The sequence below is a fragment of the Ensifer sp. Root1252 genome, from assembly GCF_001425885.1.
GTDB classification, from domain to species: domain Bacteria; phylum Pseudomonadota; class Alphaproteobacteria; order Rhizobiales; family Rhizobiaceae; genus Ensifer; species Ensifer canadensis.
The window spans coordinates 65558-89860 of the sequence record NZ_LMDT01000021.1 but is presented as its reverse complement, the minus strand read 5'-3'; the positions used below and the strand labels follow the sequence as shown (position 1 = coordinate 89860).

The window sequence follows — 24303 nt, the reverse complement described above, 5'->3', positions numbered from 1 at the left end:
GTTGACCCGACTTTCCCAAAGTGAGTTTCGCAACGGAAACGGTCCCACCGATCAACTTGACATGAAACGATGGAGATTGGCGGCGTCCAACAATGAACGTGTCACGCCACCAAACACCCATTCTCTCAACCGGCTGTGACCATAAGCGCCCGAAACGACGAGATCGGCATGGCAAGAGACCGCGAAGTCGGTCAGTGCTCGGCGTTCGTCCGCAGCAGAGATGATTTCGCTTCGCGCCTTGATCTGATGGCGTGCGAGAAACGCAACCACATCGGCAACGCTGTCTCTGATCCAATCGTCGGGTTCAGGGTCTACCGTTACGACGATGACATCGCTTGCCGACTGTAACAGCGGGACCGCATCGCTCACCGCCCTCCGCGCTTCACGGGTATCTTTCCACGCGATAACTATGGTTCTGGCCAGAACGTGTTCCGCGTCCGTGGCAACGACAAGCAGGGGCCTGCCAGCCTGAAGCACGACATTTCCAGGATCAACGGCGCGATAGCTGTCGCCGGTGGCGGCACCCCGTTTGGCGCCTGTTACTACAAGGTCAGCCAGCCGCGTTATTCGCGCCAGGGCTTGCGTCGGGTAGCTGAGCGAGGAGCGCCATTCCACTTCCAGGGAGGTAGGGACCAGACCCTTGAAATCGAACTCCAGGTCCTTGAATCTGCGTTCTACGTCCGCCTTGAGTTGTTGCCAGACCTGCGCCGACAGGTCGCCGCCTTCTGGACCCACCATTGGCAATGGCACGTCTGCGGCGCAAAACCCAATCAGCTTCGCACTCGAGCGAGCGGCCAACTCTGTGGCAAGTTCGACGATTGGAGCGACCGGGCCGTCTATATCAAGATTTACAAGTATGGATCTGTAGCTCATGTAGTGGTCGCCTTTTGTTCACCATTCTGACGCCTACAGATCCGCTCTTTGGGATCTGGGTACTTTGATGCGAACTCTACGCCTTGCGTAAGGCGGAGGCGTCTTATCCAACGTAGAGAACACTCGCTGCCAGAGCATTGACGAACTTCAATTATGGCTGCGGATCGATCGCAAGTGACAACATCACTGTCAAGCTCAATAACTTTTGAGTGACGGCTGATTAATGCCACTCTATCAACTTTGACGTATCTATTCCAGGCTTATAGTTGTCCGCCGAACATTGAAGGCGCCGTGTCATTTCGTCGTCCAAGAGCTCAAGCGTTGTTTGATGAGCAACAAAAACTCGGAAACAGGCGCTGACCTCTACAGAAACGGCGAACGGATCGTGCGACTCGATGCTTCAATCTACACGATTGCCAACGACATTCAGATCGCCGTCGTCGTCCCAGCAGGTGCGGCTGACGGCGACGTCTACCTCCGGGCTTGCGCCGGTATTCATGTTGGGCACGCAGGATACCTCCACGGTCGTCGGTGGCGGCGATCGGAACATGCACCGTTCGTGTCGATCAACAGAGCAATGCGGGCTATCTTGCCGCGACGGTAAAGCAGTCCTTTGCAACCAATCCGCAGCTTCCGATCGCCGGCGGCGTCTCCTGGATGGTTGCGGCTAATTCGATCGCGGCGTGGTCGTCAGTGTAGCCGTTGCAGACCAGCCGGTTGTGCGGCGACATTTGTCGATGGCGGAGTCAACCGTGCTCCCAGCACTGGACAGCACTGAAGGTTCTCATTTTCTACCGGTTACCCCTGTTCTACCGGTTACCCTTGTGCCGCGCGGCGATTGGATCCGCTGATTTTCACACCAGCATCCGTCCAAATTTCAATTGGGCAGATGTTTGTCGAGATCAGTGACCGCGAACTTGACGAGATCCTTTGCCAGTTCTCCACGGACCACGGACCACGTGCCGGGGTTGAGCTGTGTGCGCGACCGGCCAAGCACACCCGGGGTGTCAATCGGCACCCAAATGCCCATCTGACCGCTTCTGCGTCTAGAGGAGGTGGCGTGGTCAATCATTGACGACCGTCTTTCCAAAGCCCATGCGGCGCGGACGTCGGGCGGGTCGGGGAAGATCGTGGCGTGCTGGGTCGGACGCTTCAAGGCCGAAGGGCGCGGCGGCATGGCGTCCGACGATCAGTGCAAGCAGTGGAACGTCGGGACGGTAGGGCGCCTGGCGAGCACGAAGGCGAGAGAGAATCCTATGCCTAGGGGTGACGATCGCCTGACGCGGTGGCAATCGCTTTGCTTAGAGTAGATGCGGAAACGGGTATGCGGCTTTCAGCACCATACCACACAACCAAACACCTAGGCTCTCTAGAGGCGTCCCATCTCATATTCTTGGCAGGACTCGCCGAATTGAGCCATCGCCTCCTCGAGGTAGTCCGCCAAGAGCGGCGTGCCGAGGAGATAAGAAGTCGTACGGTCATTGTGGGCTTCGGCGGCGTCTGCGCGAATGCTTTCCCAGTCTTCGATCTTGCCGTCGCCACGGCCAAGCCAGGACAGGGTCACGAGGTCGATCTGCTCGTCCTCGTTCAAGTCCGAGATTAGGCTCTCTAATTCGGATTCGACCGGATCGTCCGGCTGATCTTCGAGCACTGACACCATCATGTCGTCGCTGGCATTGGATGCCGGATCGGGGTCGGTCACCGCGTCCTTGGCATCGAACTCGCGCGCCTTGATGATAAGGTAGCAGACCTTTTCCGGCGATATCGACAGGTTCCAAGCCTCACTCATCTCCAAGTCTCCAGTTTCCACTGTCAGATCTGCGCCACAATTTGGGTAATGGAGCGGGGCAGGCCAAGTATATCTTGAACGCCAGTCTTACAGACATTGCCCCGCCTTTCGTTGATTCACATCAATGAAGCACTACCAGATGGAATTCATCATGATTGAAACCTATGAAGACGGCCGCAGCGGTAGATATTCGAAGTCGGAGGGCAATGCGTCCCCATGTCTAGAAACGATGAGGCGAAAACATGTCTGCCGAAGATCAATCGGATGTGGTCAGGTTTCTAGAGGAGCTTTGCGGTACCAATGCGGTCGAGAGGATCGAGACGCACATCTCCTATATTTTCCTGATCGGCGACCGTGCATTCAAGGTGAAGCGCGCGGTGAAGCTGCCTTATGTGGACTTCTCGACACCAAGGCTGAGGCTCGAAGCCTGCAAGAAAGAGGTCGTGCTGAATGCGGTCACTGCACCGGGCCTCTACATCGGGGTTCGGAAAATCATGCGCGGCAAGGATGGCAGGCTTCGTTTCGATGAGGGAGTGGAGCTTGTCGATGCGACTGTGGAAATGGTTCGTTTCGAACAGAGCCGCTTGTTCGATCGCATGGCCGTTGACAGTCGGCTCACTGCCGAGCTCATGACCCGAGCGGCCCGAATGATCGCCCGGTTTCACCGTGAGGCGCCGATCATTCACGAAGGCTCCGGTTCAGAAAACATTGCCGGCGTGCTTCGTATCAATGCCGCCGGTTTCGCAACCAGCCGGGTCTTCGGGAGCGATGAGCTTGCGGATTTCAACCAGGCGTTCGATCAGAAGCTCACGGTTCATGCACCGCTGCTTGATGCGCGTGAGGCCGCCGGCAAGGTCCGCCGGTGCCACGGCGATCTGCATCTGCGCAACATCTGCCTCATCGACGGCGAACCGCGGTTATTCGACTGTATCGAGTTCAACGACCAGATCGCGACCGTCGATACGCTCTACGATCTTGCCTTTCTTCTCATGGATCTGTGGCACCGTGGCTTTCCTGAGTTCGCAAATCTGGTTGCCAACCGATACCTCGATGAAACGGATGACGACGAGGGTTTCGTGCTATTACCTTACTTCATGGCCATACGCGCGGCGGTAAGGGCCCACGTCACCGCCACGCAGGTTGAGGAAAGCAGCGCGCCCACGGACAAACTTGCAGCCGAGGCCCGCTCCTATTTCGACCTCGCTGGTTCACTGATCGTGATGAAGCCGGTGCGGCTGGTCGCGATCGGCGGTCTCAGCGGCTCAGGCAAGACGACAGTGGCGGAGATCTTGGCCCCACAGGTTGGCTCGCCGCCTGGGGCGCGGATCATCGAAAGCGACCGCATCCGCAAGGCCATGCATGGCGTGCCAGCCGAGGAAAAGCTTTCGCCGGCTGCCTATCGTCCGGAAGTCTCGGAGAAAGTGTATGGCGAGATGGCGCGCCGCACCTTCGCGATCCTGCGCGCCGGAGGCTCAGTCGTCGCTGATGCGGTGTTCGACAGGACGCCCAATCGGGCGCGCATCGAGGCCGCTGCGCGCGACGCCGGGGTGCCATGCACGGCGGTCTGGCTTGATGCGAACGCCTCTCTGCTGCGCCGGCGCGTCGCTTCAAGGACTGCCAGTCCCTCTGATGCGGACTTGGAGGTGCTGTCGCGACAGCTTGCCGCTGATACGAAAGGAAATACATGGCAACGGGTCGATGCTGATCGGGATGCAAACGGGATTGCCCGCGCGATACTCGAACTTCAGAGTGGTTGATAGAGCGTGATACTCAGGCCCGTTTGGGTTGCGGTTCCGCTGGCCGACGGGTTCGCACCATCCGAGCATACGCCCGAATCGCGCGCGACATTCTTTTTGCATCGGCACGTCAACAGTCTCTATGACAGCTCTTCGCTTGCAAGAGGCATTGTGGGAGCGTCTTGGCGCACCTACCGAGTCCTCTGGACCCAGGCGTCCCTCGGGGGCGATCACGCCCAATCGGTCCTCAACGGCGGTCACCCCAGACGCCGACCAGGCGGCTCCTTCCGCGACCACCCGCGCCCGCAAACTTTGCACTGTCGGAAACATCCACCTCGATATTCTCTGCCTCGATCTCGGGATTGCGTTTGAGCACCTCGTCGATGCCGTGCTTGATCTCAGGGGCATGCACCCTTCACGCCGAAGAGTTCCCGTACCGAGTTCTCCGCCACCGACCGTTGGAAATGGCAGTCGACCATGCCGCTGAAAGTGACCATGCCTTTCCGCACCTTGACCTGAATCTTGTTCGGCTCGGTGATGGAGGCTCGCCAGGCGAGGATGTTCGGGACGCGGCTGGCATCTCGTAGTCAGCAGTCCTCGTGTTCTCCAACAGCCTGGCCCGTTGACGGGCATCTCGCGGCAAGTGCCGCTTGAATTGCGTACGAAGTGCAAAGCTGCGGATTGAACGGCGTTTCCGGGGAAATGTCGCGCGAACGTATTTCATGACTTGCGCTTGGTCTTGCCGCACGAGCGGCGGGTTACAGCGCGTTAACGCCGCGAACTGGTCGCGCCGGCAGTCAAGGTGTCCGCATTGGGAAAGATCTTGCCCGGCGAGGATGCCATCCAAATAACCATCGCCTCTGATTGAGCCGCATCAAGAACTCGCTCGACTTACGTGGTACACAATAAAGGAGTTTCGCTGTGCGTGAACATATTTCAGCAAATCGCTAGTCGTGAGGCTCGGGAGGAGGCCTTGATTTGGTCGAGCCGCAAGTGGGGCGAGCAGCCGCATTCAACCTCTGTCTCCTCGATGCAGAGCTTCTGGGGACTGATGTTCGCCTATTGGCGTTCCGACCAGTGGCAGGAGGCTTGGGGCCTGGCAGCGATCATTGTTGTGCTGACCGCCCTATCGGCAATTGCCAGTGTCTGGTTTGCGGAAGCGTCGGGCGAACTTGTGAGCGCGATCGCCTTTCTTCACCATCCAGAAAACCCGACGACGCTCCAGAAAATTCTGGAGAGCGCGGCAAGCCTGGCCACGATCGTCGTGGTCAGGGAAGTCGGTTTCACTGCTTTCCGCCATTTCTTCTCGACGACGTTGCATCGCAAGTGGCGCGCGTGGCTCGACCGACGCTTCAACGACGCGCTGCTTGATAGCAACCACACGCATTTTCACCTGCAGCAAGGTGCTGCGGAGGCCGTTCCGACAAAGGCTGCAGTCCCTGACAACATCGACCAACGCATCCAAGAGTCGATCAAGGGGATGACCGGCGGCGCCATCGGCCTCGCCATGGGTGTCGCCGGCGTGGTCCTGTCGCTGTTCTTTGTCGGCGGCAAGATTATCGAGACCTCGACGGAGGTCAGCGGATTGGAGTTCCTCGGTAGTTACGGCAGCGCCTGTCTGACCGTTGCTGCCGTCGTCGCCTACGTCCCCATGAGCACTCTGCTGGCAGCGAAGCTTGGAGAAATCCAGCAAAGGTTAGACGTCAGCATGCAATCGGCGGAGGGCAGCTACCGTCGCGAGCTGGCGACGCTCCTCCATCGGAGCTTCCACGTCGCTGCCGCCAAAGGGGAGAAAGCGCAAAGAAGCCTCCACCGGCGGCGCTACGTCAACGTCAACCGTACCTGGGCGAACCTCAACATCTTGACCGCGATCTATATGGGTTTCGAGCTTGTCTACAACTTCTTCGGCTCGCGCATCGTCGCCTACGCGCCCGGACTGCTCCCGTACGTCGAAAACAGGATCAGCTTACAGGCCTACGTTACCGGCGCCGAGCTGGCCAACGCAATCATCAACGATTGCTCGTGGTTCATACACGTCATGCCGGACATAGCAAGACTCAAGGCAAACGCAACCCGCATTACCCAGCTTGCAAAAGCGATCGAAGATGCACAGCAACCGCGCGAGTTCCATGCTCGTACGGGCCAATCCGAGTTGCATTATGAGGAGCAAGACGCACAGTTCGGCTTGACGATCCAGCATCTTGAACTCATGCACCCCGGCGATGATCAACCCTTCGTCACTGCAGGAAATCTGCACTTCAAGTCTGGCGAATGGACCCTTCTCGTTGGCGAATCGGGGAGCGGCAAGTCGTCCTTGATCAAAGCCATAAACGGTCTCTGGCCGCATGGGCGCGGCACGGTCGTGATGCCGCGGAACGTGCGAACACTCTATGCTGCGCAAGAAATTCACCTGCCGCAATTGTCGTTGAAGGCACTGATGTGCCTACCCGATGCTGCTGAAGCTCATTCGGATGCGCAAGCCGCGGCGGCGCTAAATGCGGCCGGCCTTGCGAGTTTCGTCAGCGACCTCGCCGAGGAGGGGCGGGACCATCAGAGCTGGGATCGGCTCCTTTCTGGCGGTCAGAAGCAAAGGCTCGTCCTGGCACGCATTCTTCTGCTGCGTCCTGGGCTAATTTTTATGGACGAGCCAACCAGCGCCCTAGACGACGAGGCGACGGTTGCGCTTCACCAGGCTATCCGGGACCATTGTCGCGGCGCCACGGTGATCAGTGTGATGCACGATGCCACGCCTCCGAAATCCGCAAGTGGCGAAGAGTTTTACGATAGTGTGCTCGTCATTGCCAACGGCACTGTTACCAAGACTTCGTTGTCCAATCTGACAAGTCGCCCCGTCGGTCCCGCGCGGGTCAGGCCGCGCACTTGAATGGTGGCTTCTTTACGCAACTCGATCCCGCAGGCGACAGGAAACTTCTTTCTGGAGGGAGCTTTCGCACGAACAGGCTGAAGACGGCAATGCCGGCCATTCCCAAAGAATGATGGGCGTCCAGCATCGTCAGTTCATAGAGAACGGTGAAAAGCGCGGTTGCGGTCATGATCTCAAACTCTTGATGAGTCTGCCGTCAGGTCGCTCGGCGAAACAACTGCTATGGGGTCATGCCGTCCCAGCTCCTGGGCCCTGGCGTTGGGCGATGTTCAGCGTACTATCAGCACGGAACAATGTGCATGCTGAATGATCTTTTGTGACACGCTGCCCACCAGCATGCCTCTCAACCGCCCAAGCCCCCGGCTGCCAACGACGATCATGTCCGCATCGATTTCCTTCGCAACAGCGAGAATTGTCTCAGCATAGTCGCCAGGCTCAACGCGCGTATCCACGTCACCGGCGCCGATGCTTCGGGCACTTTCGGCGGCGTCCTCGGCGATGCGGTCGCCGAACACCGAGAGCATCAATCCGGTGTCGCCTTGCGAGGCACGGAATAACTCGTCCATCGAACCAGGAACGCGCCCCAACTGCGGCATCGTCACGGCTGATACACGGCGCACGAGATGTTCCGCCTGGGCGAGGCGGCTCGCTTCTTCTGCCCTCAGCCCGTGCAAGATGACGTGAAGGATCGTGAGTCTTGTTCCGAGCGCTTTGGCTAGGTTCGCAGCCATCGTCACGGCTTCGCGAGCTTTGTCGGATCCATCGGTTGCGACAAGAATATGCTTGGCCATACCACTTCCTCCATTTCAGCAAAGTCTCGGACAATTTTGGCGGCAACGCATTGACGCTCGTCAAAAGTGCCACCGCGACCTGTCACAGTTTGGGCCGTGACGCCTCGAGTCTGACACCGGTCAAGGCGGGGGCGCGGCTCGGCGCCGCACTGGAAATCGCTCCGGTGCCGGCGACCAACGGCTGAGTATCGACCGTAACCATCGAAGATGAAATCGTCCCCGCTCGGAGATGCGAAGGTAGGCATTCACGAGATCAACATAGCGTCAAGTCAGCGATGAGTTTCTCCCTACCGCGTGAGAAAGTCTCCGAGGTCGATGGGACCGCAAGGGGAGGCGCGTCTGATCCGCTTGCTCGACGCCACTGCAACAAACCGCCACCCCGCTGCATGGAAAGCCTGCGCTCTTTCCAAAGCGCCGCGCGTTTTTCAGACGCGCAAGGCTCGGTATGATTTTCCCTGAACCGAATGATGGCGCCTGCATTTTGCGCGTCACGGCGACCTTTGGCGCAGAAAAGCAACCGCGCCAGAGAGTGTTTGCAGGCTCGGATAATCCCGTTCGAGAATTTCGACGCCCGTAGCCTTGTGGAGGCCGATGACGAAGTTCAGAAAGTCCATCGAGTCGATCTCGAATTGCGCGCGGAACGACTTTTCCGGATCAATCGGTTCGCCTTCAATATCCGGAGCGACTGTGTAGAGGCAGCTCTTGACGAGGTCGGCCAGTTCGGTGTCGATCATAGGGCCTCCGGGTGTGAAAGGAGCTCGGAAAGGCGGGTGAGGAACTGCCCCGCATGCCGGCCGTGGCTGACCCTGTGATCACCCGCCACCGTCACCTTGATCATCCGACGGACAGCGACGACGTTGCCGACGGCCCAAGGGCGAGGGCTTGCCGCGCCGCAGCCGACAATCGCCACTTGGGGAGGGTAGATGAGTGGAAAGACGCTGTCGGCATTGCCCTCGCCGAGGTTGCTCAGGGTGACGGTGCCGTCCGCCATTTCGGAACTCCGCAGCCGGCCGATCCTGGCGCGAGGCACAAGATCGGCAATCGCGCTCATCAATTCATCGATACTTTTTGCCTCCGTGTCGCGGATCGCCGGTGCGATCAGACCGCCGCCGCGCAAGGAGGTTGCGAGCCCCATGTGGACCGCCGGTGATGGCCGAAAGACCCCTTCCTCATAGTGGCCGTTGAGTACCGAAACTTCCTTGAGCGCGAGCGCGACCGCCTTCATCAACGGAGCGACGTAGAGGAGCCGTCTTTCGATCGGGCGAAGCGCGTTCTGCGTTTCAAGCCAGTCGAACAAGGGTGTGGCGTCGACCGCGTGGGCGACCCAGTAGTGCGGAATATCGCGATGGGATCGGACCATGGCAGCGCTAATCGCCTTGCGCATTGCATCGAGGTTGAGGCCGGGTAGGTCGCCGTGGCGGACCTCTGTCGTTGTTGTTGCGCGCTGATGGGCGGCCGGTAGCTGCGCGAGCCCAATGATACCGTCGGCGCCAGGCGACACGCTCTCCAGTGATATGCCAAGAACCGCGGCGCGGCGGCGTGCTGCGGGAGTGATCCTGACCAGAGCCGACACTCCCGGGGCAGCTGCAGCGGGCCGTCCGATCGGCCGCCTCGACGCTGTTTTCTCTTCAGCAGGAGCAGGGGGTGTTTTCTCCTCGTCGCCGATGATGGTTGCGAGCACCGTGCCTACGGGGACCTTCTGCCCCGGCTCAACGCGCTGCTCGCCGATCAGACCCTCGTTGAAAACCTCGATCTCGATGGCGCCTTTCTGCGTTTCGACGAGCGCAATGATATCGCCGCGCTGGACGCGGTCGCCCGGCTGCTTGAACCACTCGACGAGCGTGCCGGCCTCCATATCGGCCCCCAGTGACGGCATCTTGAACTCGATCATCGCCGCAGGACCTTCCTGACTGCTGCGGCGATTGACTGTGGCTGGGGGATTGCCGCCTGTTCAAGGTGCTTGGGATAGGGGATCGGCACCTCGGCGCTGCAGACCCGTTCGACCGGAGCGTCGAGATCGTAGAAGGCCTGCTCCGTGATCCGGCTGGAAATCTCTGCCGCAAGACTGCCGCTGCGCCAGGCCTCATCGACAACCACGGCACGGTGCGTCTTCTTGACGGATGCAATGATTGTGGCGTCGTCGAGAGGACGTAAGATTCTAAGGTCGATCACCTCGCAATCGATGCCTTCGCCCGCGAGTGTCTCGGCTGCGCTCGCCGCCTTTTTGACGCAGGCGCTGTGAGCGACGATGGTCACATCGGAGCCCTCGCGTCGCTTCGCCGCCTTGGTGATGTCGACCGACATGTCTCCTTCGGCCGGGAGGTCGTCTTCATCATTGTAAAGCGTGGCGTGCTCCATGATAACGACAGGGTCCGGGTCCTGAAGAGCGGGCCAGAGCATCCCCCGGGCGTCCGCGACCGTCGCTGGCGCCAGAACCCGGATGCCGGGAATATGGCAGTACCAGCCCTCCAGGCTATGAGAGTGCTGCGCCGCAAGCTGGCGCCCCGCGCCGGTTGCCATGCGAATGACGATCGGCACGGAGAATTGTCCGCCGGACATATGCCGCAGCGTGGCGGCGCTATTGACGATCTGGTCGAGCGCCAGCAGGCTGAAATTGATGGTCATGATTTCGACGATTGGCCGCATTCCACCGAGTGCGGCGCCGATGCCCGCTCCAACGAAAGCCGCTTCCGACAGTGGCGCATCGCGAATGCGCTCGTCGCCGAATTCCGCCGGCAGACCGAGCGAGCAGGCATAGGCACCCCCATAGCGGTTGACGTCCTCGCCCATCAGAAAGACTCGTTTGTCCCTCGTCAAAGCCTCGCGCAGTGCTTCGCGAACGGCCTCGCGATAGCTTAAGCGGCGGGTCGTCATCGTGACGCCTCCGAGCTTGGCGCAACGACCTCCAGTGTGAGGTTTTCGACCGGTTCCCAGTCCGCCGTTTCTGCGAACGTGATGGCCGCATCGATTTCTTGCGCAACCTCTGCTTCGATCTCCTGCCGATCGTCTGTGTGAATAATGCCGGCCGAGACTGCCCAGTCGGCGAACAGCGAAACAGGATCGCGCTTCTTCCATGCCTCTATTTCGGCCTTCTCGCGATAGAGCTCAGGATCGAACATCGAGTGAGCGCGGAAGCGATAGGTCTTGGCTTCGATGAAGCGCGGACCTTCGCCGCGGCGGACGGCATGCACGGCGCGCCGCGCCGCGGCTTCGACGTCAACAATATTCATTCCGTCGACCGCTTCCGACTCGATGCCATAGACTGCAGCACGCGCGCTGATCGATGGATTGGACTGGGACCGGTCAAGTGCGGTGCCCATTGCGTAGAGGTTGTTTTCGCAGACGAATAGCACCGGCAAGTGCCAGAGCGCGGCAAGGTTCAAGGACTCGTGGAACTCTCCTTCGGCAGTCGCGCCTTCCCCGAAAAAGCAGCAGGTCGCTCTTTCAAGCCCTTGCATCTTGTCGGCAAGCGCAAGACCGACGGCGAGCGGAAGACCGGCCGCGACGATCGCATTGCCGCCAAAAAAGCGATGGCGGGCGGAAAAGATGTGCATGGAGCCGCCGCGTCCTCTGCTGGAGCCGGTCGCCTTGCCGAACATTTCGGCCATCACCTCGTTCATCGGGAGGCCGCGAACCAAGGCATGACCATGCTCCCGATAGGTCGCGACGATCGCCTCGTCTTCAGTTAGTGCAGAGATCACGCCGACGGCGTTTGCCTCCTCGCCGATATAGAGATGCAGGAAGCCACGAATTTTTTCCTGGGAATAGAGTTCGGCGCACTTCTCTTCGAAACGGCGAATGCGCGTCATCTGACGCAGCAGCTCGAAGGCATGCTCGCGGGTCAGGTGGACTCGATCGTCAGCGATGTTCCGCATTTTTCTCCACCTCAAGCATGGAGGTATCGCCCTCGGGCAGGCCGAGTTCCCGGGCCTTCAGGAGCCGCCTCATGACCTTTCCGGAACGGGTCTTCGGTAGGCTGTCGCAGAACTCTATAAACCTGGGCGCAACAGCCGGCCCGAGTCGCCTTCGGGCATGGGCGAGCAGATCCTTGCGTAGCGCCTCGTCCGGCGAATAGCCGGCCCGTAGCGAGACGAACGCCTTGACCACCTCCATCGCAACCGGGTCCGGTATGCCGATTACCCCGGCCTCTGCCACGGCGGGGTGCTCCAGTATCGCGCTTTCGACCTCGAAGGGTCCGATCAGATGCCCGGCCGATTTTATGACGTCGTCGGCACGCCCCACGAACCAATAATATCCGTCGACATCGCGCTTGACGAGGTCGCCCGTCAAATACCAGCCGTCCGCGAAGCATTTGCGATAGCGTTCTTCCTCCTTCAAGTAGCCGGTGAACATCGAAGGCCAGCCGACTTTCAATGCAAGCTCGCCCTGTTCTCCCGCCTCTTCGATAAAAACCAGAACGCCGGAAGTCCCGCGCTTCACCACAGCAGCTTCGATCCCAGGAACCGGCCGGCCCATCGAGCCTGGTCTGATCGGCATGGTGAGAAAGTTGGAAATCATGATTCCACCGGTCTCTGTCTGCCACCAATTGTCGTGGATCGGTCGCCGGAGGACATCGCGGCCCCAGATGACTGCCTGTGGGTTGAGTGGCTCGCCGACGCTGGCGATTAGGCGCAAGTGGTGGAGATCGTACTGTCCTGGCAGATCGTCTCCGGCCTTCATGAGCATGCGGATCGCCGTCGGGGCGGTGTACCAAACAGTTACTTTTTCGCGTTCGAGGTTGGCGTACCACCTTTCCGCGTCGAACTCCTCTTCGTCTGAGACGAGTGTGCAGCCGATCAACAGCGGTGCGATGATCCCGTAGGAGGTGCCCGTCACCCAACCAGGATCGGCAGTAGTCCAAAAGATATCATCGGGCTTTAGATCTAAGGCATATGCTGCCGTCAGCTTATGGGCGACGGCAGCGCCATGCACGTGCATCGCCCCTTTGGGCCGGCCGGTGGTGCCGCTGGTGAAGTGAATGACGGCGAGATCATCCGCACGGGTCGGCGAGATCCTGCAGGTTTTCGGCTGTGCGCCGAGCACCGTATCGAAACTTGTTCCGCCTTCACCGCCGCCGACCAAGATGATTGTCTTCAGACTCGGCAGGTCTGCCAATACGGGCTTAACCTTCCTGTCGTACAGCCGTGCGGTGGTGACGAGGGCTCTTGCCTCAGCTATCTGCATACGCGCCTTGATCGGCTCCGGGCCGAATGCGGAGAATAGGGGGCTGAACACGGCGCCTCTCTTCCATGTTCCCAGGGCGGCGATGTAGAGCGCCGGGACGCGGCCGAGCAGCGTAAACACGCGCTCGCCCGGCTTGATACCGAGAGCGGCGAGCGCATTGGCAAAACGGGCGCTGTCTTCCGAAAGCTGCGCATAGGTCAACGTCGTTACGGGGCCTTCTGCGGAAATCGAGCGCAGGGCAATGCGCGTGCCGCGCCCGGAGGCGACATGCCGATCAGCCGCTTCGTAAGCAATGTTGAAGCAGCCCGGTCCGTCCGGCTGTGCACCGAAGGCTTCCTGCGGTTGCGGCCAGACGAAACCACGGCGCGAGGTTTCATAATCGGCTAGGTTCGCCGCTGCTCCTTCGTTATCGTCTGACTTCCTGTCGATGATCGTCGCCATGGGCGCCTCCTTCGGACAGAATGGCCGGTATGAAGGCCGGCGACATTGATCATGGTCAAAGATAATGGCGCGGCGCGGCTTGCTACACACGATTACGGGCCTGCAGGCGCGGATTGGCTTCTTGGGCTGCCTCTACGGACCGGCAGGTGTGCTGAATTCCCACACCAATTGAGCCGGATCAAAGCGGACCAGCCGCCTTGTGAGAGACTGAATGACTTGTGTCGTTTCTCCGGCAGGCTAAACATGACATCGAGAACTGAGCAAATGCGTGCGGATCGATCCGACGTAATCGACGTCGAGATGCCGCCGTACGGGCTGCCGGGCAGTCTTCGTGTTCCGCCTAATTCGCGCGGCGTCATCATCTTCGCTCATGGCAGTCGTTCCAGTCCGCGTAATGTCTATATCGCCGAGGCGTTTCGCCGGCGGGGACTTGGAGACCAAGTATCTGCGGTGGTGCCAGGGGGCGGGCGTGCGGCGGCCGAAGCAGTCACGACGCCGACGCTCCTCATTGTTGGAGGCGCGATCATGATGTACTCGGATTGAACCGATCGGCGCTGGCGATGCTGGGCGGGCCGAAGAAGCTGCATACCGTCCCGGGCGCCACCCATCTCTTCTCGGAACCGGGAGCGCTCGACGCAGTTATTTCGACAATTGCGGCTTGCTTCGACGCCTATTGTCGTCAGCGCGACGACGAACAGGAAAGGAGGTGGGCCCGTGCGCTTCTCGAATCGTTCTGAGGCGGGAAAGCAATTGGCAATTGCGCTTGACCCCTATCGCGGCCAGGACGTCGTCGTTCTCGCACTTCCGCGTGGAGGCGTTCCTGTCGCGGCTGAGGTCGCAATTCATCTCGGCGCGCCGCTCGACTTGCTGCTCGTGCGCAAGATCGGGGTGCCCTGGTACCCAGAACTGGCAATGGGGGCGGTGATCGACGGCAGCCAGCCGATGGTCGTGCGCAATGAGGAAACGATCCGCTTCTCCGGCATATCCGAGGCTGAATTCGACGCGATCTGCCAAAGACAGCTCGCCGAGATCGAGCGCCGGCGGCAGTTGTATTTCGCTGACCGCCCTTGTGAGGAAATTTCCGGACGCATTGCGATCATTGTCGATGACGGGATAGCAACCGGAGCGACTGTGCGGGCCGCTATAGCTGGGCTCAGGGCTCGAAAGCCGGCAAAAATAGTCGTCGCCGTTCCGGTCGCCCCGCCAAACGCGGTCGCTGAGCTGCAGAAGGAGGCGGACGAAGTCGTAAGCCTTCTTCAGCCGAGAATGTTCGGTGCCATCGGCTATTTCTATCGAGATTTCGAACAATTGACCGATGACGACGTCACACGCCTGCTCTCCGGGCACCTTCTTTGAGTTATCACCGAGCGCTGTCAACGCTCTGGGCGGCCTCAAAGAGGGCTTGTCGTTGCGCGGGGTCAATGCAGCGTCGCTCGAATTGTGGGCAGGTTTATCGTGGTTGAATCAATCGATGTGAGCAGGACAATGCAAATCACGCCACAAATTCGGTTTCGCGGAATGGAACCATCCGCTTCCGTGGAGGTTGCGGTGCGCGAGCAGATCGCGCGGCTTCAGCGTTTTCACAAAAGGATCACCTCCTGCAACGTGGTAATCGAGGCGCCCCATCGTCACGGTCGAAAGGGCTTTGTCTACCATGTCCGTGTCAACGTCACCGTGCCTGGACGCGAGATCGTCGTTGGGCACGAACACGAGGAAGACCACGCCCATGAAGATGTGCGTGTGGCGATCCGCGACAGTTTCAATGCCGCGCAACGGCAGCTTGAGGATGTCGTGCGCGAAATGAGCGGTTACCGCGTTAAGTCGCATCCGGAGAGGCTGCATGGCGAGGTTGCGCGCCTCGTGCCCGAGGAAGGCTTCGGTTTCATCGCCGCAGCGGATGGCCGTGAATTCTTCTTCCGCCGCGAAAGCATGGCCTCCGGCGACCAGTGGATGCAGTTGAAAACTGGGATGGAAGTGCGTTTTGCCGAGCACGAAGGCGAGAAAGGTCCCTTTGCCTCCGCGGTGACGATCGTCTGACTGGGACGCTCGCTCCGGATGTACGGGCAAGCTCGCGCCGGCATCCAGCGGTCGTGGAACTACATTTTCAGGAGGAAATTCAGATGCAAGCCGCGGATATCATGACCAGGAAGGTGTTAACCCTAAGTCCCGACCATAGCGTCAAGCATGCCGCGTGCCTGATGCTAGAGAACCATGTTAGCGGCCTGCCCGTGCCCGACGACAATGGAAACCTTGTCGGCATTCTGTCCGAGGGAGATCTGTTGCGGCGCGCTGAGTTGGGACCTGCCGCGTGGCGGGGCACCGAGAGTAGGCGCGTAAAAGACCCGGATATCTTCATCAAGGGGCATAGCTGGCGTGTCGGCGATGTCATGACCCCAGGCGTCGTGACGGTCGCTGAAGACACCTCGATAGATCGTATTGCTGCGGTGATGACAGCCCATGACATCAAACGTGTCCCCGTCGTGCGTGCCGGCGCGATAGTGGGCATCGTCAGCCGCAGCGATATCCTGCAGGCGATCGCTGCGGCAGTCCCCGAAGTGACGGCTGCGGGCGATCAGTCCCTGCGGTGTGCTGTCCTTGCGAGGCTCTCTTCCGACGTTGGACTCAGCAAAGATGCAATCGACGTAACGGTCGAGGACGGCACAGTTTCGCTATTTGGCGAGGTTGAAAGTGAGGCCAAGCGCGAGGCGGCCCGCGTCGCCGCAGAAGCCGTCAGCGGCGTTGGGTGCGTCACGAATAAGCTGCGTGTTGGCATCTCTTCGAGCTTATCGGAACGACCTTGAGAAACGAGGTGGAGTTGACCATGTCCGTCCTCGCAGTGGCTCTCAATCCAACCATCGACGTTTCTAGCCAAGTTGAGCGAGTGCGTCCGACCGTCAAGATCCGCACCCATAACGAACGGCAGCGACCAGGCGGCGGCGGAGTCAACGTCGCACGTGTCATCGCCGAACTCGGCGGCCAACCGGAGCTGCTCATCCTGACCGGGGGCGCGAGTGGAGCGATGCTCAAAGATGCTCTTGCAACATCTTCGATCCGACTTCACGCCGTGCGGATAGCGGGACCGACGCGTATTGCTTTCATGGTGCGGGAAGAGGAAACTGGATTGGAATATCGCTTTGTTCCGGAAGGGCCGGAAGTCACTCCGGGCGAGATCGCGGAGGCGCTCGCAATCATCGGAAGCTTCAGAGGCGATTTCGTCGTGGTCAGCGGGAGCCTGCCGCGCAACGCTCCCGAGGACGTCTATGCTGAAATGGCCCGCATCGCCGCGAGAACCGGTGCCAAGTTCATCCTTGATTGCCCGGGGGCGACATTGCGGAGCACCTTGGGCAAGGCACCGGTTTTCCTCATCAAGCCGAGCATCGAGGAGCTGGAAACACTGGCCGGACGACGTCTGGATGAGAATGGCGTTGCGCAAGCCGCATCAGCTTTGGTGAGGGATGGTGCGGCCGAGTTCGTTGCAGTCACCATGGGCCGCGAGGGCGCACTGTTGGCTGGAGCTTTCGGCACTTTACGCGTGCCGTCGAAGCACGTCGTGGCCAAGTCCACTGTGGGGGCCGGCGACAGCTGTGTCGGTGCGCTGGTCTGGTTCTTGACAGAAGGCAGATCAATCGAAGAAGCGTTCCGATTTGGCGTTGCCGCGGGCGCGGCCGCCGTCATGGCACCCGGAACCGAGCTATGCCAACGGGAGGATGTATTCGCGATTTACAAGGAGGCAGAACCGCCAACCGTGTCATCAACGAGGTCCGTCGTATGATTGCATTTTGGTCCGCAGCACGGCGGCTGTTTGCGATCGGGGCTGCAGCTACTCTGGGCACTCCGTCCGACCGCCGTGCGGGCAAAGGGCGGGATCCTTCGTATTGTCGCCACCGGTATGGGGTCACGATGAGGCTGAAGCACGAGCGCGCCTTGAGGCCTGGAACCGCCCGATCGACCGCATGCGTGGCCGGAGCGAGCAGATCTTTGGAACCTGGAAGCGAAGCAGCGGCCTTCGCCTGCGATGGCGAGGGCTTGCAAAGGCAGGCGTTCAAATTCGCCTCACCGCCATCGCCTACAACATGGCAGCTTGAAGGTCATCGCTGTGGCTGGATAGCGGGCAAAAGCAGCGTCACAAGCCACAGCCGACGACGCTGGCGCCGATATCTTTCCGCCCCTTGCCGGGGAAGCCGAAAAAAATGAAACAAAATCAACGCAAAATTTGCTCCGTGCACCGGTTTCCGTAATACCAACGCTCACTGATCAGAACCGATGGGCATTATCTTCCAAAGGCTAGTCCTGCCAAGGTCGGCCATGCATGACCACAATGATCGACGATATCGTCGGGGGATTTGAAGACGCGGTTGAACAGCCAGTTATCCCGCGGTGCAAGTTGGCATATGGCCATTCTGATTATCCTGTTACGATCACTGCCATTGACGCGAGGTGACAGCGGTTGATCTGAAAATAGACGCGATGAGTTAGAGGGGAGATGACAATGCGCGTAGCGATCGTCTTGGTGATTGCCGGTGTCATTGCAGCAGTTCAGACGGTACAGGCACAGGACGTTCAACACGGGCGCCAGCTCGCGCTTGAGATCTGCGCAGACTGTCACGCCGTCCTTGCCGATCAAGCGCAATCGCCCATTGCGGAAGCACCGAGCTTCGAGGTGGTTGCTGCAACATCGGGAATGACCGCAACGGCGCTAAACGTTTGGCTCACGGCCCAAGACCATCCGACCATGCCGAACATAGTACTCTCGCAGAGCGATGTTCAGGACGTATCTGCCTATATTCTCAGCCTAGGGAATTGAAGCCTTGCCCATTTGACGCAACAATGACGGCGAAGCTGTGCGTCGGCGTGAAGTAACCTACTGCCAGATGCGAGTGCTTCGGTCAGGCCGAACGTTTTAATGCGCCTGGCCATCCGTCGCCTGCGGTCGCCCATTTGCTTTGACGCACGAGAGCTGCTTCTCGCATTTATGGTGCCGCCTTAAAGGCGAGATCTTAGGCTGCATTGATTTTTGGCAGCTGGCTTTCTCATTCCCGGGTTTCAGCCTCAACGTGAAGCAACTCAACGGAATGGACATATTCATCGCGATGGAAAACATCAGATGATTTAAAGGCTTGCTTCGAATTCGGCAAAGCAAAGCTCAACGCAAGACTATTATTGCATTCTGGGAAACGAGAAAGAAAAGCTGGCGGCAGCGGTTGCGGCAAGCTCGATCTACGGTGCGATAACTACCGGCCCTGACAACCAGACGGTCAACGGTCCGATGAATTCCAGTCTTACTCGGTCACGACGATGGGATGGTGCACCCTGGTATGGGCGGTTGTGGTCTTGGTGGCTTTTCTTACCTTGCCTCCGACGAAGCCTTGCTCTTGGCGCTTTTATGCCCTTTTGCAACGCCTAACTCCTTCATTCGCTGCTCAATAGCGAGGACAGAGATCGTTTGCAGAATGTTGCTGTCAGCCACCTTGGGGTCTGAGAGTGCGAGCATAGATACCCGGGCGATCTTACCACTTGCGACCTTCGGGCAGGCGACCTCGCGGACACCAAATCCGGACGATCCACTGTCGATTTCCTGATAGTAAGCGTCACCTCGCAGGAAGGTGAAGCCGCGTTCATGACATTGAGGATGAGGGGCCGGGGGCGGTCGGCAAAAACGATCAAGACCATGCGGTTTCTGTCGAAACGGGGGTGTGAGGGACCGTCGATCACGCGGCGGCAACAACGATCAGGCCCTTGACGATTTCCTGATAGTAAGTCGAACCGCAGGAAAGTCGCGGTTTGCGCTTACTGTCTGGGCTCCAGCACGAAGTTTCGTTGTTGGCCGTATGTTTCGGCCAAGCGATACCCCATCAAACGGTACCAGCGGTCAACCTCAGGGTGGGTGCCCCAACACATTGACAGCATCGGCAGGTTTCCTAACTCGGACTGTAGCGTCCTCATGTATTTCCGTCCGAACCTTGTGGAGGGAACCTGAGGTGCGAAAAACTCTTCTACGCCAATGAAGTAGACGCGGATTCGCAGGCTGCCGAGCACTTCTCTTTTTTGCCAGCTGATCAGTCCGGTAGCATCATCGTCCTTTATGATCAGTGCCCGAATGTCGCCGACCCTCTGCCGTGTGCGGAAATTTCTCTCCGCCTCTCCTAGGCTCGATCCAGCGGACTCGAGCTCCTCGATACATCGTTGTGCGGGCGCGGCGAATATTTTGTCCAAGTCCGGAAGCGACGCAACTCGTGCGTACATTGAAGCTGTCCCTTTTTGGTGAGGCGGGACCATACCATGAAATTCACTGATTTTCACCCGATCGCGGCATGCGACGGAGGGCTGACGGCTACCTCCTCGCTGAGGTCCGGACCGCTAGGACAAGCATCCAGCACTTTGCGGCCAGAGGTCGGCAACCATGAAATGTCGGTGGTCAAGGTCGATCGACCAAGCCCGGCGATCGCGCGGGCATGGGCAATCGTCTCTTTCCGGACCGATGGGGCGTAGGGGAGCAGGCTGCTACGGGCAGCGGCGCAAGCAAGGGCAAGCCCTCCTCCACGTGCGTTTCGGCCCTGCGGGTGCATGCGCCGCTCATGGTCCTCCGCTGCTGGAAGCTCCCGCCGCTAAGGCGGTCCAGAAAGGAGCCACACCATGCAAACCAAGCGCGACACCTACCAAGTCATCACCGACACCATTCTCCAGGCCCTCGAAAACTGCGGACCCTGCGAGCGTCCCTGGGTCAGCCCGTCGCCGACCATGCCGGTCAACGCCATGTCGGGTCACGAATATCGCGGCACCAACGTCGTCATGCTGTGGGTCGCCGCCCAGGAGGCCGGCTACGCGCAAAATCAATGGGCGACTTTCAAGCAGTGGTCCGAAAGGGGCGCTAGCGTCCGCAAGGGCGAGAAGGGCACGCCGGTCATCTGGTTCAAAATGCTCGAGCGCGGGGGCAACGATGTCGGCGACGCCGGCGCCGATGACGACAATGACCGCCGCATTCCCTGCGCCCGCCTGAGCTGGGTGTTCAACGTCGCTCAGGTCAATGGCTACCAGCCCGAGAAAGCACGAACGCCCGAGGGCAACCATGTGTCCCCGATCGACAAGGCCGATGCCCTCATCACCGCCAGTGGCGCGAAGATCCGCCATGAAGGCGCGCTTGCCTTCTACCGGCCCAGCACCGACGAAATCGTGCTGCCCCCGCAACACCTGTTCACCGGTACGTCCACCAGCAGCGCCACCGAGGCATACTACGGTGTCGCCCTGCACGAACTGACCCACTGGAGTGCACCGCGCCTCAAGCGCGATTTTGGCAAGCGCTTCGGCGATGATGCCTATGCCGCCGAAGAACTGGTTGCCGAACTGGGCGCGGCGTTCCTGTGCGCCCGCCTGGGCGTTTCGGCCGAGCCTCGCGCCGACCACGCCAAGTACCTTCACAACTGGATCAAGATCCTGAAGGGCGACCGCAAGGCATTCATCACCGCCGCCAGCAAGGCGTCCGAGGCCAGTGACTATCTGCTGACCCTTAACTCACCCGAAAGGCAGGAGGCGGCCTAGCGGCCGCCTTCGCGCGAGGACACGGAGCGCGCATCAGGATCAGTACTTGCCCACAACATGTCGATTTTGCATAGCCACCACCTTCGGGTTCGCTCTGACAGGTACCGGCGCTTGCCCCCAAAAAAAGCGGCTTGCTCAAGCGACGCATCCACGTCGATGGCTGGGCAAGTTGAATGGCATCGTTTGCGAGCAATACGTTCGCGGCAAGTTGCGTTTCAGTCGGCTACACCCCAGTCTTCGCCGCGACACCCTCGCTTAGGCCCTCGTGCGTCGTGCGAGCTACAGTCGCGTTGCCGGGCAGGAAGCGCGCAAAAGAAGCCGGGATGATTTTCATCATCCCGGCCAGTTGGCTCACTGGGAGAACAGGTCTTCTTTGGAGGATCAGGCTTTCTTACGGTTTTTCTGGCGATAGACGTCGATGACGACAGCGGCGACGATGATCAGGCCCTTGACGATTTCCTGATAGTAAGCGTCGACCCTGAGGAAAGTGAAGCCGGAGGTCATGACGCCGAGGATGATGGTGCCGATCACGGTGCCGGTGATGCGTCCGACGCCACCGGTCAGCGACGTGCCACCGATGACGGTCGCGGCGATCGCGTCGAGTTCGTACATGACGCCCATGCCGGCCTGCGCTGTCTGAGCGCGGGCGGCGGTGACCACGCCGGCAAGGCCTGCGAGCATGCCGGCAATGGCGTAAACCTTGATCAGATGCGCCTCGACATTGATGCCCGAGACGCGGGCTGCCTGAACATTGGCGCCGATCGCATAGGTGAACTTGCCGTAGCGGGTGTAGCGAAGGGCAATGTGGAAGATGATCGCAACGACCAGGAAGACGATGACGGGCCAGATGCCGGTGCCGATGAAATTGAACTGTTCGGTAAGGCCCGAAACCGGCTGACCCTTCGTGTACCACTTGGAGATGCCGCGTGCCGAAACCATCATGCCGAGCGTGGCGATGAAGGGCGGGATCTTCGTTCTGGCGATCAACTGACCGTTGATGACACCGGCAAGCAGGCCGACGCCGATGCCGAGCCCGATCGGCACGATGGCCGGCAGGTCTGTCAAGGATGGATAGAGCGCGCGCGGCCAGGTGGAGGCCTGCGCCACGCTTGCCGAGAACATCGCGGTCATGCCGACAACGGAGCCTGAGGACAGATCAATGCCGCCGGTGATGATCACCTGGGTCACGCCGACGGCGATGATGCCGATAACGGCAACCTGCAGGATCATGATCGTCAGGCGCTGCGGGTTCATGAGGAAGCTCTGTCCGACGAAGATCCAGCCAAGGATTTCGTAGACAAGCGCGATGCCGATCAGCACCAGGAAGATGCTGAATTCGGGTGGCATCCGACGCTTCGCACCCGGAAGGGCCGAGCCGGTGCCTTGTGCTGCGACATTGGTTTCCATTGTTCGTTCCTCCCTGTGGTCCGTTCGGTTCGCGCTTAGCTGGCGGCGAGTTCCATGACCTTGATCTGGGTTGCTTCGGCTCGGTGAAGGATGCCGGTGACGCGACCTTCATGCATGACCATGATGCGATCGCTCATGCCCAGCACCTCCGGCATTTCCGAAGAAATCATGATAACGGCAACGCCGTTGCGGGCGAGTTCGGTGACGAGGCGATGGATCTCTGCCTTGGCCCCGACGTCGATGCCGCGCGTCGGCTCGTCGAGGATCAGGATGCGCGGGTTGGTGAGCAGCCAACGGCCGATCAGCACCTTCTGCTGATTGCCGCCGGACAGGTTCTCGATCCGCTCCTGCAGATTGGGCGTCTTGACCCGAAGCTTGCGGCTCATCTCCTCGCAAGCCGCGGTAATGTCCTTTTCCGAAACAAAGCCGGCCCTGACGAAACGGTCCTGCAGTACGGCGATCTGCATGTTTTCAAGCACGTCGAGGATTAGCAGGCAGCCAGTGTCCTTGCGGTCTTCCGTCAGGAACGCCATGCGGTTGCGGATGGCGGTGTTGGGGCTATCGATCGAAACGGTCTTGCCGTCGATGGCGATCGTGCCGGAGCTTGCCGGGGTGACGCCAAAGAGAGTCTCGGCGACATTCGAGCGGCCGGAGCCGACCAGCCCGGCGATCCCCAGGATTTCGCCGGCACGCACGTCGAAAGAGACGTCGTGGAACACGCCGTCAAGCGTCAGATTGTTGACCGAAAGCATGACGTCGCCGATCGGCACCTCTTCTTTCGGGAACATCTGGGTGATTTCGCGACCGACCATCATGCGAATGATGTCATCGCGGGTGACGTCGCTTGAGGCATGCGTGCCGATATATTTGCCGTCACGGAAGACCGAGAACTCGTCGGCAATCTCGAAGAGCTCGTTCATTTTGTGGGTGATATAGACGATGCCGATGCCCTGTGAGCGCAGATCGCGGATGATTTCGAACAGGTGCGCAACCTCGCGTTCCGTCAGGGCCGAGGTCGGCTCGTCCATGATCAGCACGTCGGATTCGTAGGAGACCGCCTTGGCAATCTCGACCATCTGGCGGTTGGCAACCGAGAGGTGGCGGACCTCGATTTCAGGGTCGAGCTTGATCTTCAGACGATCGAACAGCCGGGCGGTAATGCGGCGCATCTCGCCGTGATCGACAAAGCCGAAGCGGTTCTTCGGTTCGCGCCGGATCCAGATGTTCTCGGCGACTGTCATGAACGGCATCAGGTTCAGTTCCTGATGGATCATGGCGATGCCGTTTTCGAGCGCGTCGAGCGGCGACTTGAGCCTGATGTCGGCGCCCTTCAACCGCACCTCACCCTTATCGGGCGTATAGATCCCGGCCAGGATCTTCATCAACGTCGATTTGCCGGCGCCATTCTCGCCCATCAGCGCATGGACGGTGCCGCGCTTAAGCCGGAAGGATACGTCGTCGAGCGCGACGACGCCCGGAAACTCCTTGCGAATGCCTTCAACGGTGAGAAGGTATTCGGCGTTGGGTACAGCGCCGCTGGCGCGCACGGCGGCCATCGTTGTCGGACTGAGCGTCATTGTCATTGCCTCCCCGTCAATTCCGGCTTTCGCGGAAAAGTCCTCGCTGCTGGTGGGTCAACCAGCCATTCTCCTCGCAGGCGCC

The 24303-nt window shown here is 59.8% G+C and carries 22 protein-coding genes; 8 read left to right on the top strand and 14 right to left on the bottom strand.

Annotated features, from left to right (window positions below):
• Positions 1–51: 51 nt before the first annotated feature.
• From ASD02_RS20845 to ASD02_RS20840, 3 genes are all read right to left on the bottom strand, one after another.
• The gene (locus tag ASD02_RS20845; RefSeq protein WP_057220270.1) at positions 52–873 is read right to left on the bottom strand and encodes a universal stress protein; all 822 of its coding nucleotides are present in this window, start codon (positions 871–873) and stop codon (positions 52–54) included.
• Between the two features lie 877 nt (positions 874–1750).
• A complete protein-coding gene (locus ASD02_RS39025) occupies positions 1751–1903 on the bottom strand; it encodes a host attachment protein (protein WP_162255917.1) in 153 nt (50 codons plus the stop codon).
• 339 nt (positions 1904–2242) lie between these two features.
• Positions 2243–2662: a DUF3775 domain-containing protein gene (locus ASD02_RS20840; RefSeq protein ID WP_057220269.1), complete on the bottom strand. Its 420-nt coding sequence runs from the start codon at positions 2660–2662 to the stop codon at positions 2243–2245.
• A gap of 242 nt (positions 2663–2904) precedes the next feature.
• On the opposite strand from ASD02_RS20840, the gene ASD02_RS20835 reads away from it, so the two are divergent.
• Complete coding sequence (locus tag ASD02_RS20835) at positions 2905–4419, top strand: bifunctional aminoglycoside phosphotransferase/ATP-binding protein (protein ID WP_057220268.1); 1515 nt, start codon at positions 2905–2907, stop codon at positions 4417–4419.
• Positions 4420–4645: 226 nt separating this feature from the next.
• Here ASD02_RS20835 and ASD02_RS40615 read toward each other — a convergent pair whose 3' ends face one another.
• Both ASD02_RS40615 and ASD02_RS40610 read right to left on the bottom strand, forming a co-directional pair.
• Positions 4646–4810 carry a hypothetical protein gene (locus ASD02_RS40615; protein WP_337797705.1) on the bottom strand — a complete coding sequence of 55 codons (165 nt, stop codon included), beginning with the start codon at positions 4808–4810 and terminating at the stop codon, positions 4646–4648.
• Positions 4797–4919, bottom strand: a complete 123-nt coding sequence (locus ASD02_RS40610) for a hypothetical protein (RefSeq protein ID WP_347376833.1) — start codon at positions 4917–4919, stop codon at positions 4797–4799. Before ASD02_RS40610 ends, ASD02_RS40615 begins: the two co-directional genes overlap by 14 nt.
• A 404-nt stretch (positions 4920–5323) precedes the next feature.
• On the opposite strand from ASD02_RS40610, the gene ASD02_RS20825 reads away from it, so the two are divergent.
• Positions 5324–7282, top strand: a complete 1959-nt coding sequence (locus ASD02_RS20825) for an ABC transporter ATP-binding protein/permease (protein WP_277996363.1) — start codon at positions 5324–5326, stop codon at positions 7280–7282.
• Here the strand turns inward: ASD02_RS20825 and ASD02_RS38370 are convergent.
• From ASD02_RS38370 to acsA, 7 genes are all read right to left on the bottom strand, one after another.
• Entirely contained in the window at positions 7266–7451 is a 186-nt protein-coding gene (locus tag ASD02_RS38370; RefSeq protein WP_057220267.1) for a hypothetical protein, read from the bottom strand. The genes ASD02_RS20825 and ASD02_RS38370 overlap by 17 nt on opposite strands.
• A 100-nt stretch (positions 7452–7551) precedes the next feature.
• On the bottom strand, positions 7552–8073 hold the full coding sequence (locus tag ASD02_RS20815) for a universal stress protein (protein ID WP_057220266.1): 522 nt from the start codon (positions 8071–8073) through the stop codon (positions 7552–7554).
• Positions 8074–8561: 488 nt separating this feature from the next.
• Positions 8562–8807: an acyl carrier protein gene (locus ASD02_RS20810; RefSeq protein WP_057220265.1), complete on the bottom strand. Its 246-nt coding sequence runs from the start codon at positions 8805–8807 to the stop codon at positions 8562–8564.
• Complete coding sequence (locus ASD02_RS20805; protein WP_057220264.1) at positions 8804–9964, bottom strand: dihydrolipoamide acetyltransferase family protein; 1161 nt, start codon at positions 9962–9964, stop codon at positions 8804–8806. Before ASD02_RS20805 ends, ASD02_RS20810 begins: the two co-directional genes overlap by 4 nt.
• Entirely contained in the window at positions 9961–10947 is a 987-nt protein-coding gene (locus ASD02_RS20800) for an alpha-ketoacid dehydrogenase subunit beta (RefSeq protein ID WP_057220263.1), read from the bottom strand. The genes ASD02_RS20805 and ASD02_RS20800 overlap by 4 nt, the downstream gene beginning before the upstream one ends.
• A complete protein-coding gene (gene pdhA, locus ASD02_RS20795) occupies positions 10944–11948 on the bottom strand; it encodes a pyruvate dehydrogenase (acetyl-transferring) E1 component subunit alpha (protein ID WP_057220262.1) in 1005 nt (334 codons plus the stop codon). The genes ASD02_RS20800 and pdhA overlap by 4 nt, the downstream gene beginning before the upstream one ends.
• Positions 11932–13698, bottom strand: a complete 1767-nt coding sequence (gene acsA / locus ASD02_RS20790) for an acetate--CoA ligase (RefSeq protein ID WP_057220261.1) — start codon at positions 13696–13698, stop codon at positions 11932–11934. The genes pdhA and acsA overlap by 17 nt, the downstream gene beginning before the upstream one ends.
• 750 nt (positions 13699–14448) lie before the next feature.
• On the opposite strand from acsA, the gene ASD02_RS20775 reads away from it, so the two are divergent.
• The 6 genes from ASD02_RS20775 (at position 14449) to ASD02_RS20740 (ending at position 21234) form a co-directional block, all read left to right on the top strand.
• A complete protein-coding gene (locus ASD02_RS20775) occupies positions 14449–15054 on the top strand; it encodes a phosphoribosyltransferase family protein (protein ID WP_347376832.1) in 606 nt (201 codons plus the stop codon).
• 129 nt (positions 15055–15183) lie between these two features.
• Complete coding sequence (locus ASD02_RS20770; RefSeq protein ID WP_057220257.1) at positions 15184–15735, top strand: HPF/RaiA family ribosome-associated protein; 552 nt, start codon at positions 15184–15186, stop codon at positions 15733–15735.
• 83 nt (positions 15736–15818) lie between these two features.
• On the top strand, positions 15819–16499 hold the full coding sequence (locus tag ASD02_RS20765; RefSeq protein WP_057220256.1) for a CBS domain-containing protein: 681 nt from the start codon (positions 15819–15821) through the stop codon (positions 16497–16499).
• Between the two features lie 20 nt (positions 16500–16519).
• Positions 16520–17470 carry a 1-phosphofructokinase family hexose kinase gene (locus ASD02_RS20760; RefSeq protein WP_057220371.1) on the top strand — a complete coding sequence of 317 codons (951 nt, stop codon included), beginning with the start codon at positions 16520–16522 and terminating at the stop codon, positions 17468–17470.
• Positions 17471–18187: 717 nt separating this feature from the next.
• Entirely contained in the window at positions 18188–18502 is a 315-nt protein-coding gene (locus ASD02_RS20750; protein WP_057220254.1) for a c-type cytochrome, read from the top strand.
• Between the two features lie 1829 nt (positions 18503–20331).
• A complete protein-coding gene (locus ASD02_RS20740; protein ID WP_057220252.1) occupies positions 20332–21234 on the top strand; it encodes a zincin-like metallopeptidase domain-containing protein in 903 nt (300 codons plus the stop codon).
• Between the two features lie 381 nt (positions 21235–21615).
• Here the strand turns inward: ASD02_RS20740 and ASD02_RS20735 are convergent, their stop codons facing one another.
• Together ASD02_RS20735 and ASD02_RS20730 are read right to left on the bottom strand one after the other, a co-directional pair.
• Positions 21616–22641 (bottom strand): ABC transporter permease, encoded by a 1026-nt coding sequence (locus ASD02_RS20735; protein ID WP_057204556.1) that lies wholly within the window; start codon positions 22639–22641, stop codon positions 21616–21618.
• Positions 22642–22676: 35 nt separating this feature from the next.
• Positions 22677–24218 carry a sugar ABC transporter ATP-binding protein gene (locus tag ASD02_RS20730; protein WP_057220251.1) on the bottom strand — a complete coding sequence of 514 codons (1542 nt, stop codon included), beginning with the start codon at positions 24216–24218 and terminating at the stop codon, positions 22677–22679.
• Positions 24219–24303 lie beyond the last annotated feature (85 nt).

What these genes read in the sequence shown, in the direction of transcription:
- ASD02_RS20845 (WP_057220270.1), bottom strand. Translation starts at nt 873, where the DNA reads ATGAGCTACAGATCCATACTTGTAAATCTTGATATAGACGGCCCGGTC.
- ASD02_RS39025 (WP_162255917.1), bottom strand. Translation starts at nt 1,903, where the DNA reads ATGGGCATTTGGGTGCCGATTGACACCCCGGGTGTGCTTGGCCGGTCG.
- ASD02_RS20840 (WP_057220269.1), bottom strand. Translation starts at nt 2,662, where the DNA reads ATGAGTGAGGCTTGGAACCTGTCGATATCGCCGGAAAAGGTCTGCTAC.
- ASD02_RS20835 (WP_057220268.1), top strand. Translation starts at nt 2,905, where the DNA reads ATGTCTGCCGAAGATCAATCGGATGTGGTCAGGTTTCTAGAGGAGCTT.
- ASD02_RS38370 (WP_057220267.1), bottom strand. Translation starts at nt 7,451, where the DNA reads ATGACCGCAACCGCGCTTTTCACCGTTCTCTATGAACTGACGATGCTG.
- ASD02_RS20815 (WP_057220266.1), bottom strand. Translation starts at nt 8,073, where the DNA reads ATGGCCAAGCATATTCTTGTCGCAACCGATGGATCCGACAAAGCTCGC.
- ASD02_RS20810 (WP_057220265.1), bottom strand. Translation starts at nt 8,807, where the DNA reads ATGATCGACACCGAACTGGCCGACCTCGTCAAGAGCTGCCTCTACACA.
- ASD02_RS20805 (WP_057220264.1), bottom strand. Translation starts at nt 9,964, where the DNA reads ATGATCGAGTTCAAGATGCCGTCACTGGGGGCCGATATGGAGGCCGGC.
- ASD02_RS20800 (WP_057220263.1), bottom strand. Translation starts at nt 10,947, where the DNA reads ATGACGACCCGCCGCTTAAGCTATCGCGAGGCCGTTCGCGAAGCACTG.
- pdhA (WP_057220262.1), bottom strand. Translation starts at nt 11,948, where the DNA reads ATGCGGAACATCGCTGACGATCGAGTCCACCTGACCCGCGAGCATGCC.
- acsA (WP_057220261.1), bottom strand. Translation starts at nt 13,698, where the DNA reads ATGGCGACGATCATCGACAGGAAGTCAGACGATAACGAAGGAGCAGCG.
- ASD02_RS20770 (WP_057220257.1), top strand. Translation starts at nt 15,184, where the DNA reads ATGCAAATCACGCCACAAATTCGGTTTCGCGGAATGGAACCATCCGCT.
- ASD02_RS20765 (WP_057220256.1), top strand. Translation starts at nt 15,819, where the DNA reads ATGCAAGCCGCGGATATCATGACCAGGAAGGTGTTAACCCTAAGTCCC.
- ASD02_RS20760 (WP_057220371.1), top strand. Translation starts at nt 16,520, where the DNA reads ATGTCCGTCCTCGCAGTGGCTCTCAATCCAACCATCGACGTTTCTAGC.
- ASD02_RS20750 (WP_057220254.1), top strand. Translation starts at nt 18,188, where the DNA reads ATGCGCGTAGCGATCGTCTTGGTGATTGCCGGTGTCATTGCAGCAGTT.
- ASD02_RS20740 (WP_057220252.1), top strand. Translation starts at nt 20,332, where the DNA reads ATGCAAACCAAGCGCGACACCTACCAAGTCATCACCGACACCATTCTC.
- ASD02_RS20735 (WP_057204556.1), bottom strand. Translation starts at nt 22,641, where the DNA reads ATGGAAACCAATGTCGCAGCACAAGGCACCGGCTCGGCCCTTCCGGGT.
- ASD02_RS20730 (WP_057220251.1), bottom strand. Translation starts at nt 24,218, where the DNA reads ATGACGCTCAGTCCGACAACGATGGCCGCCGTGCGCGCCAGCGGCGCT.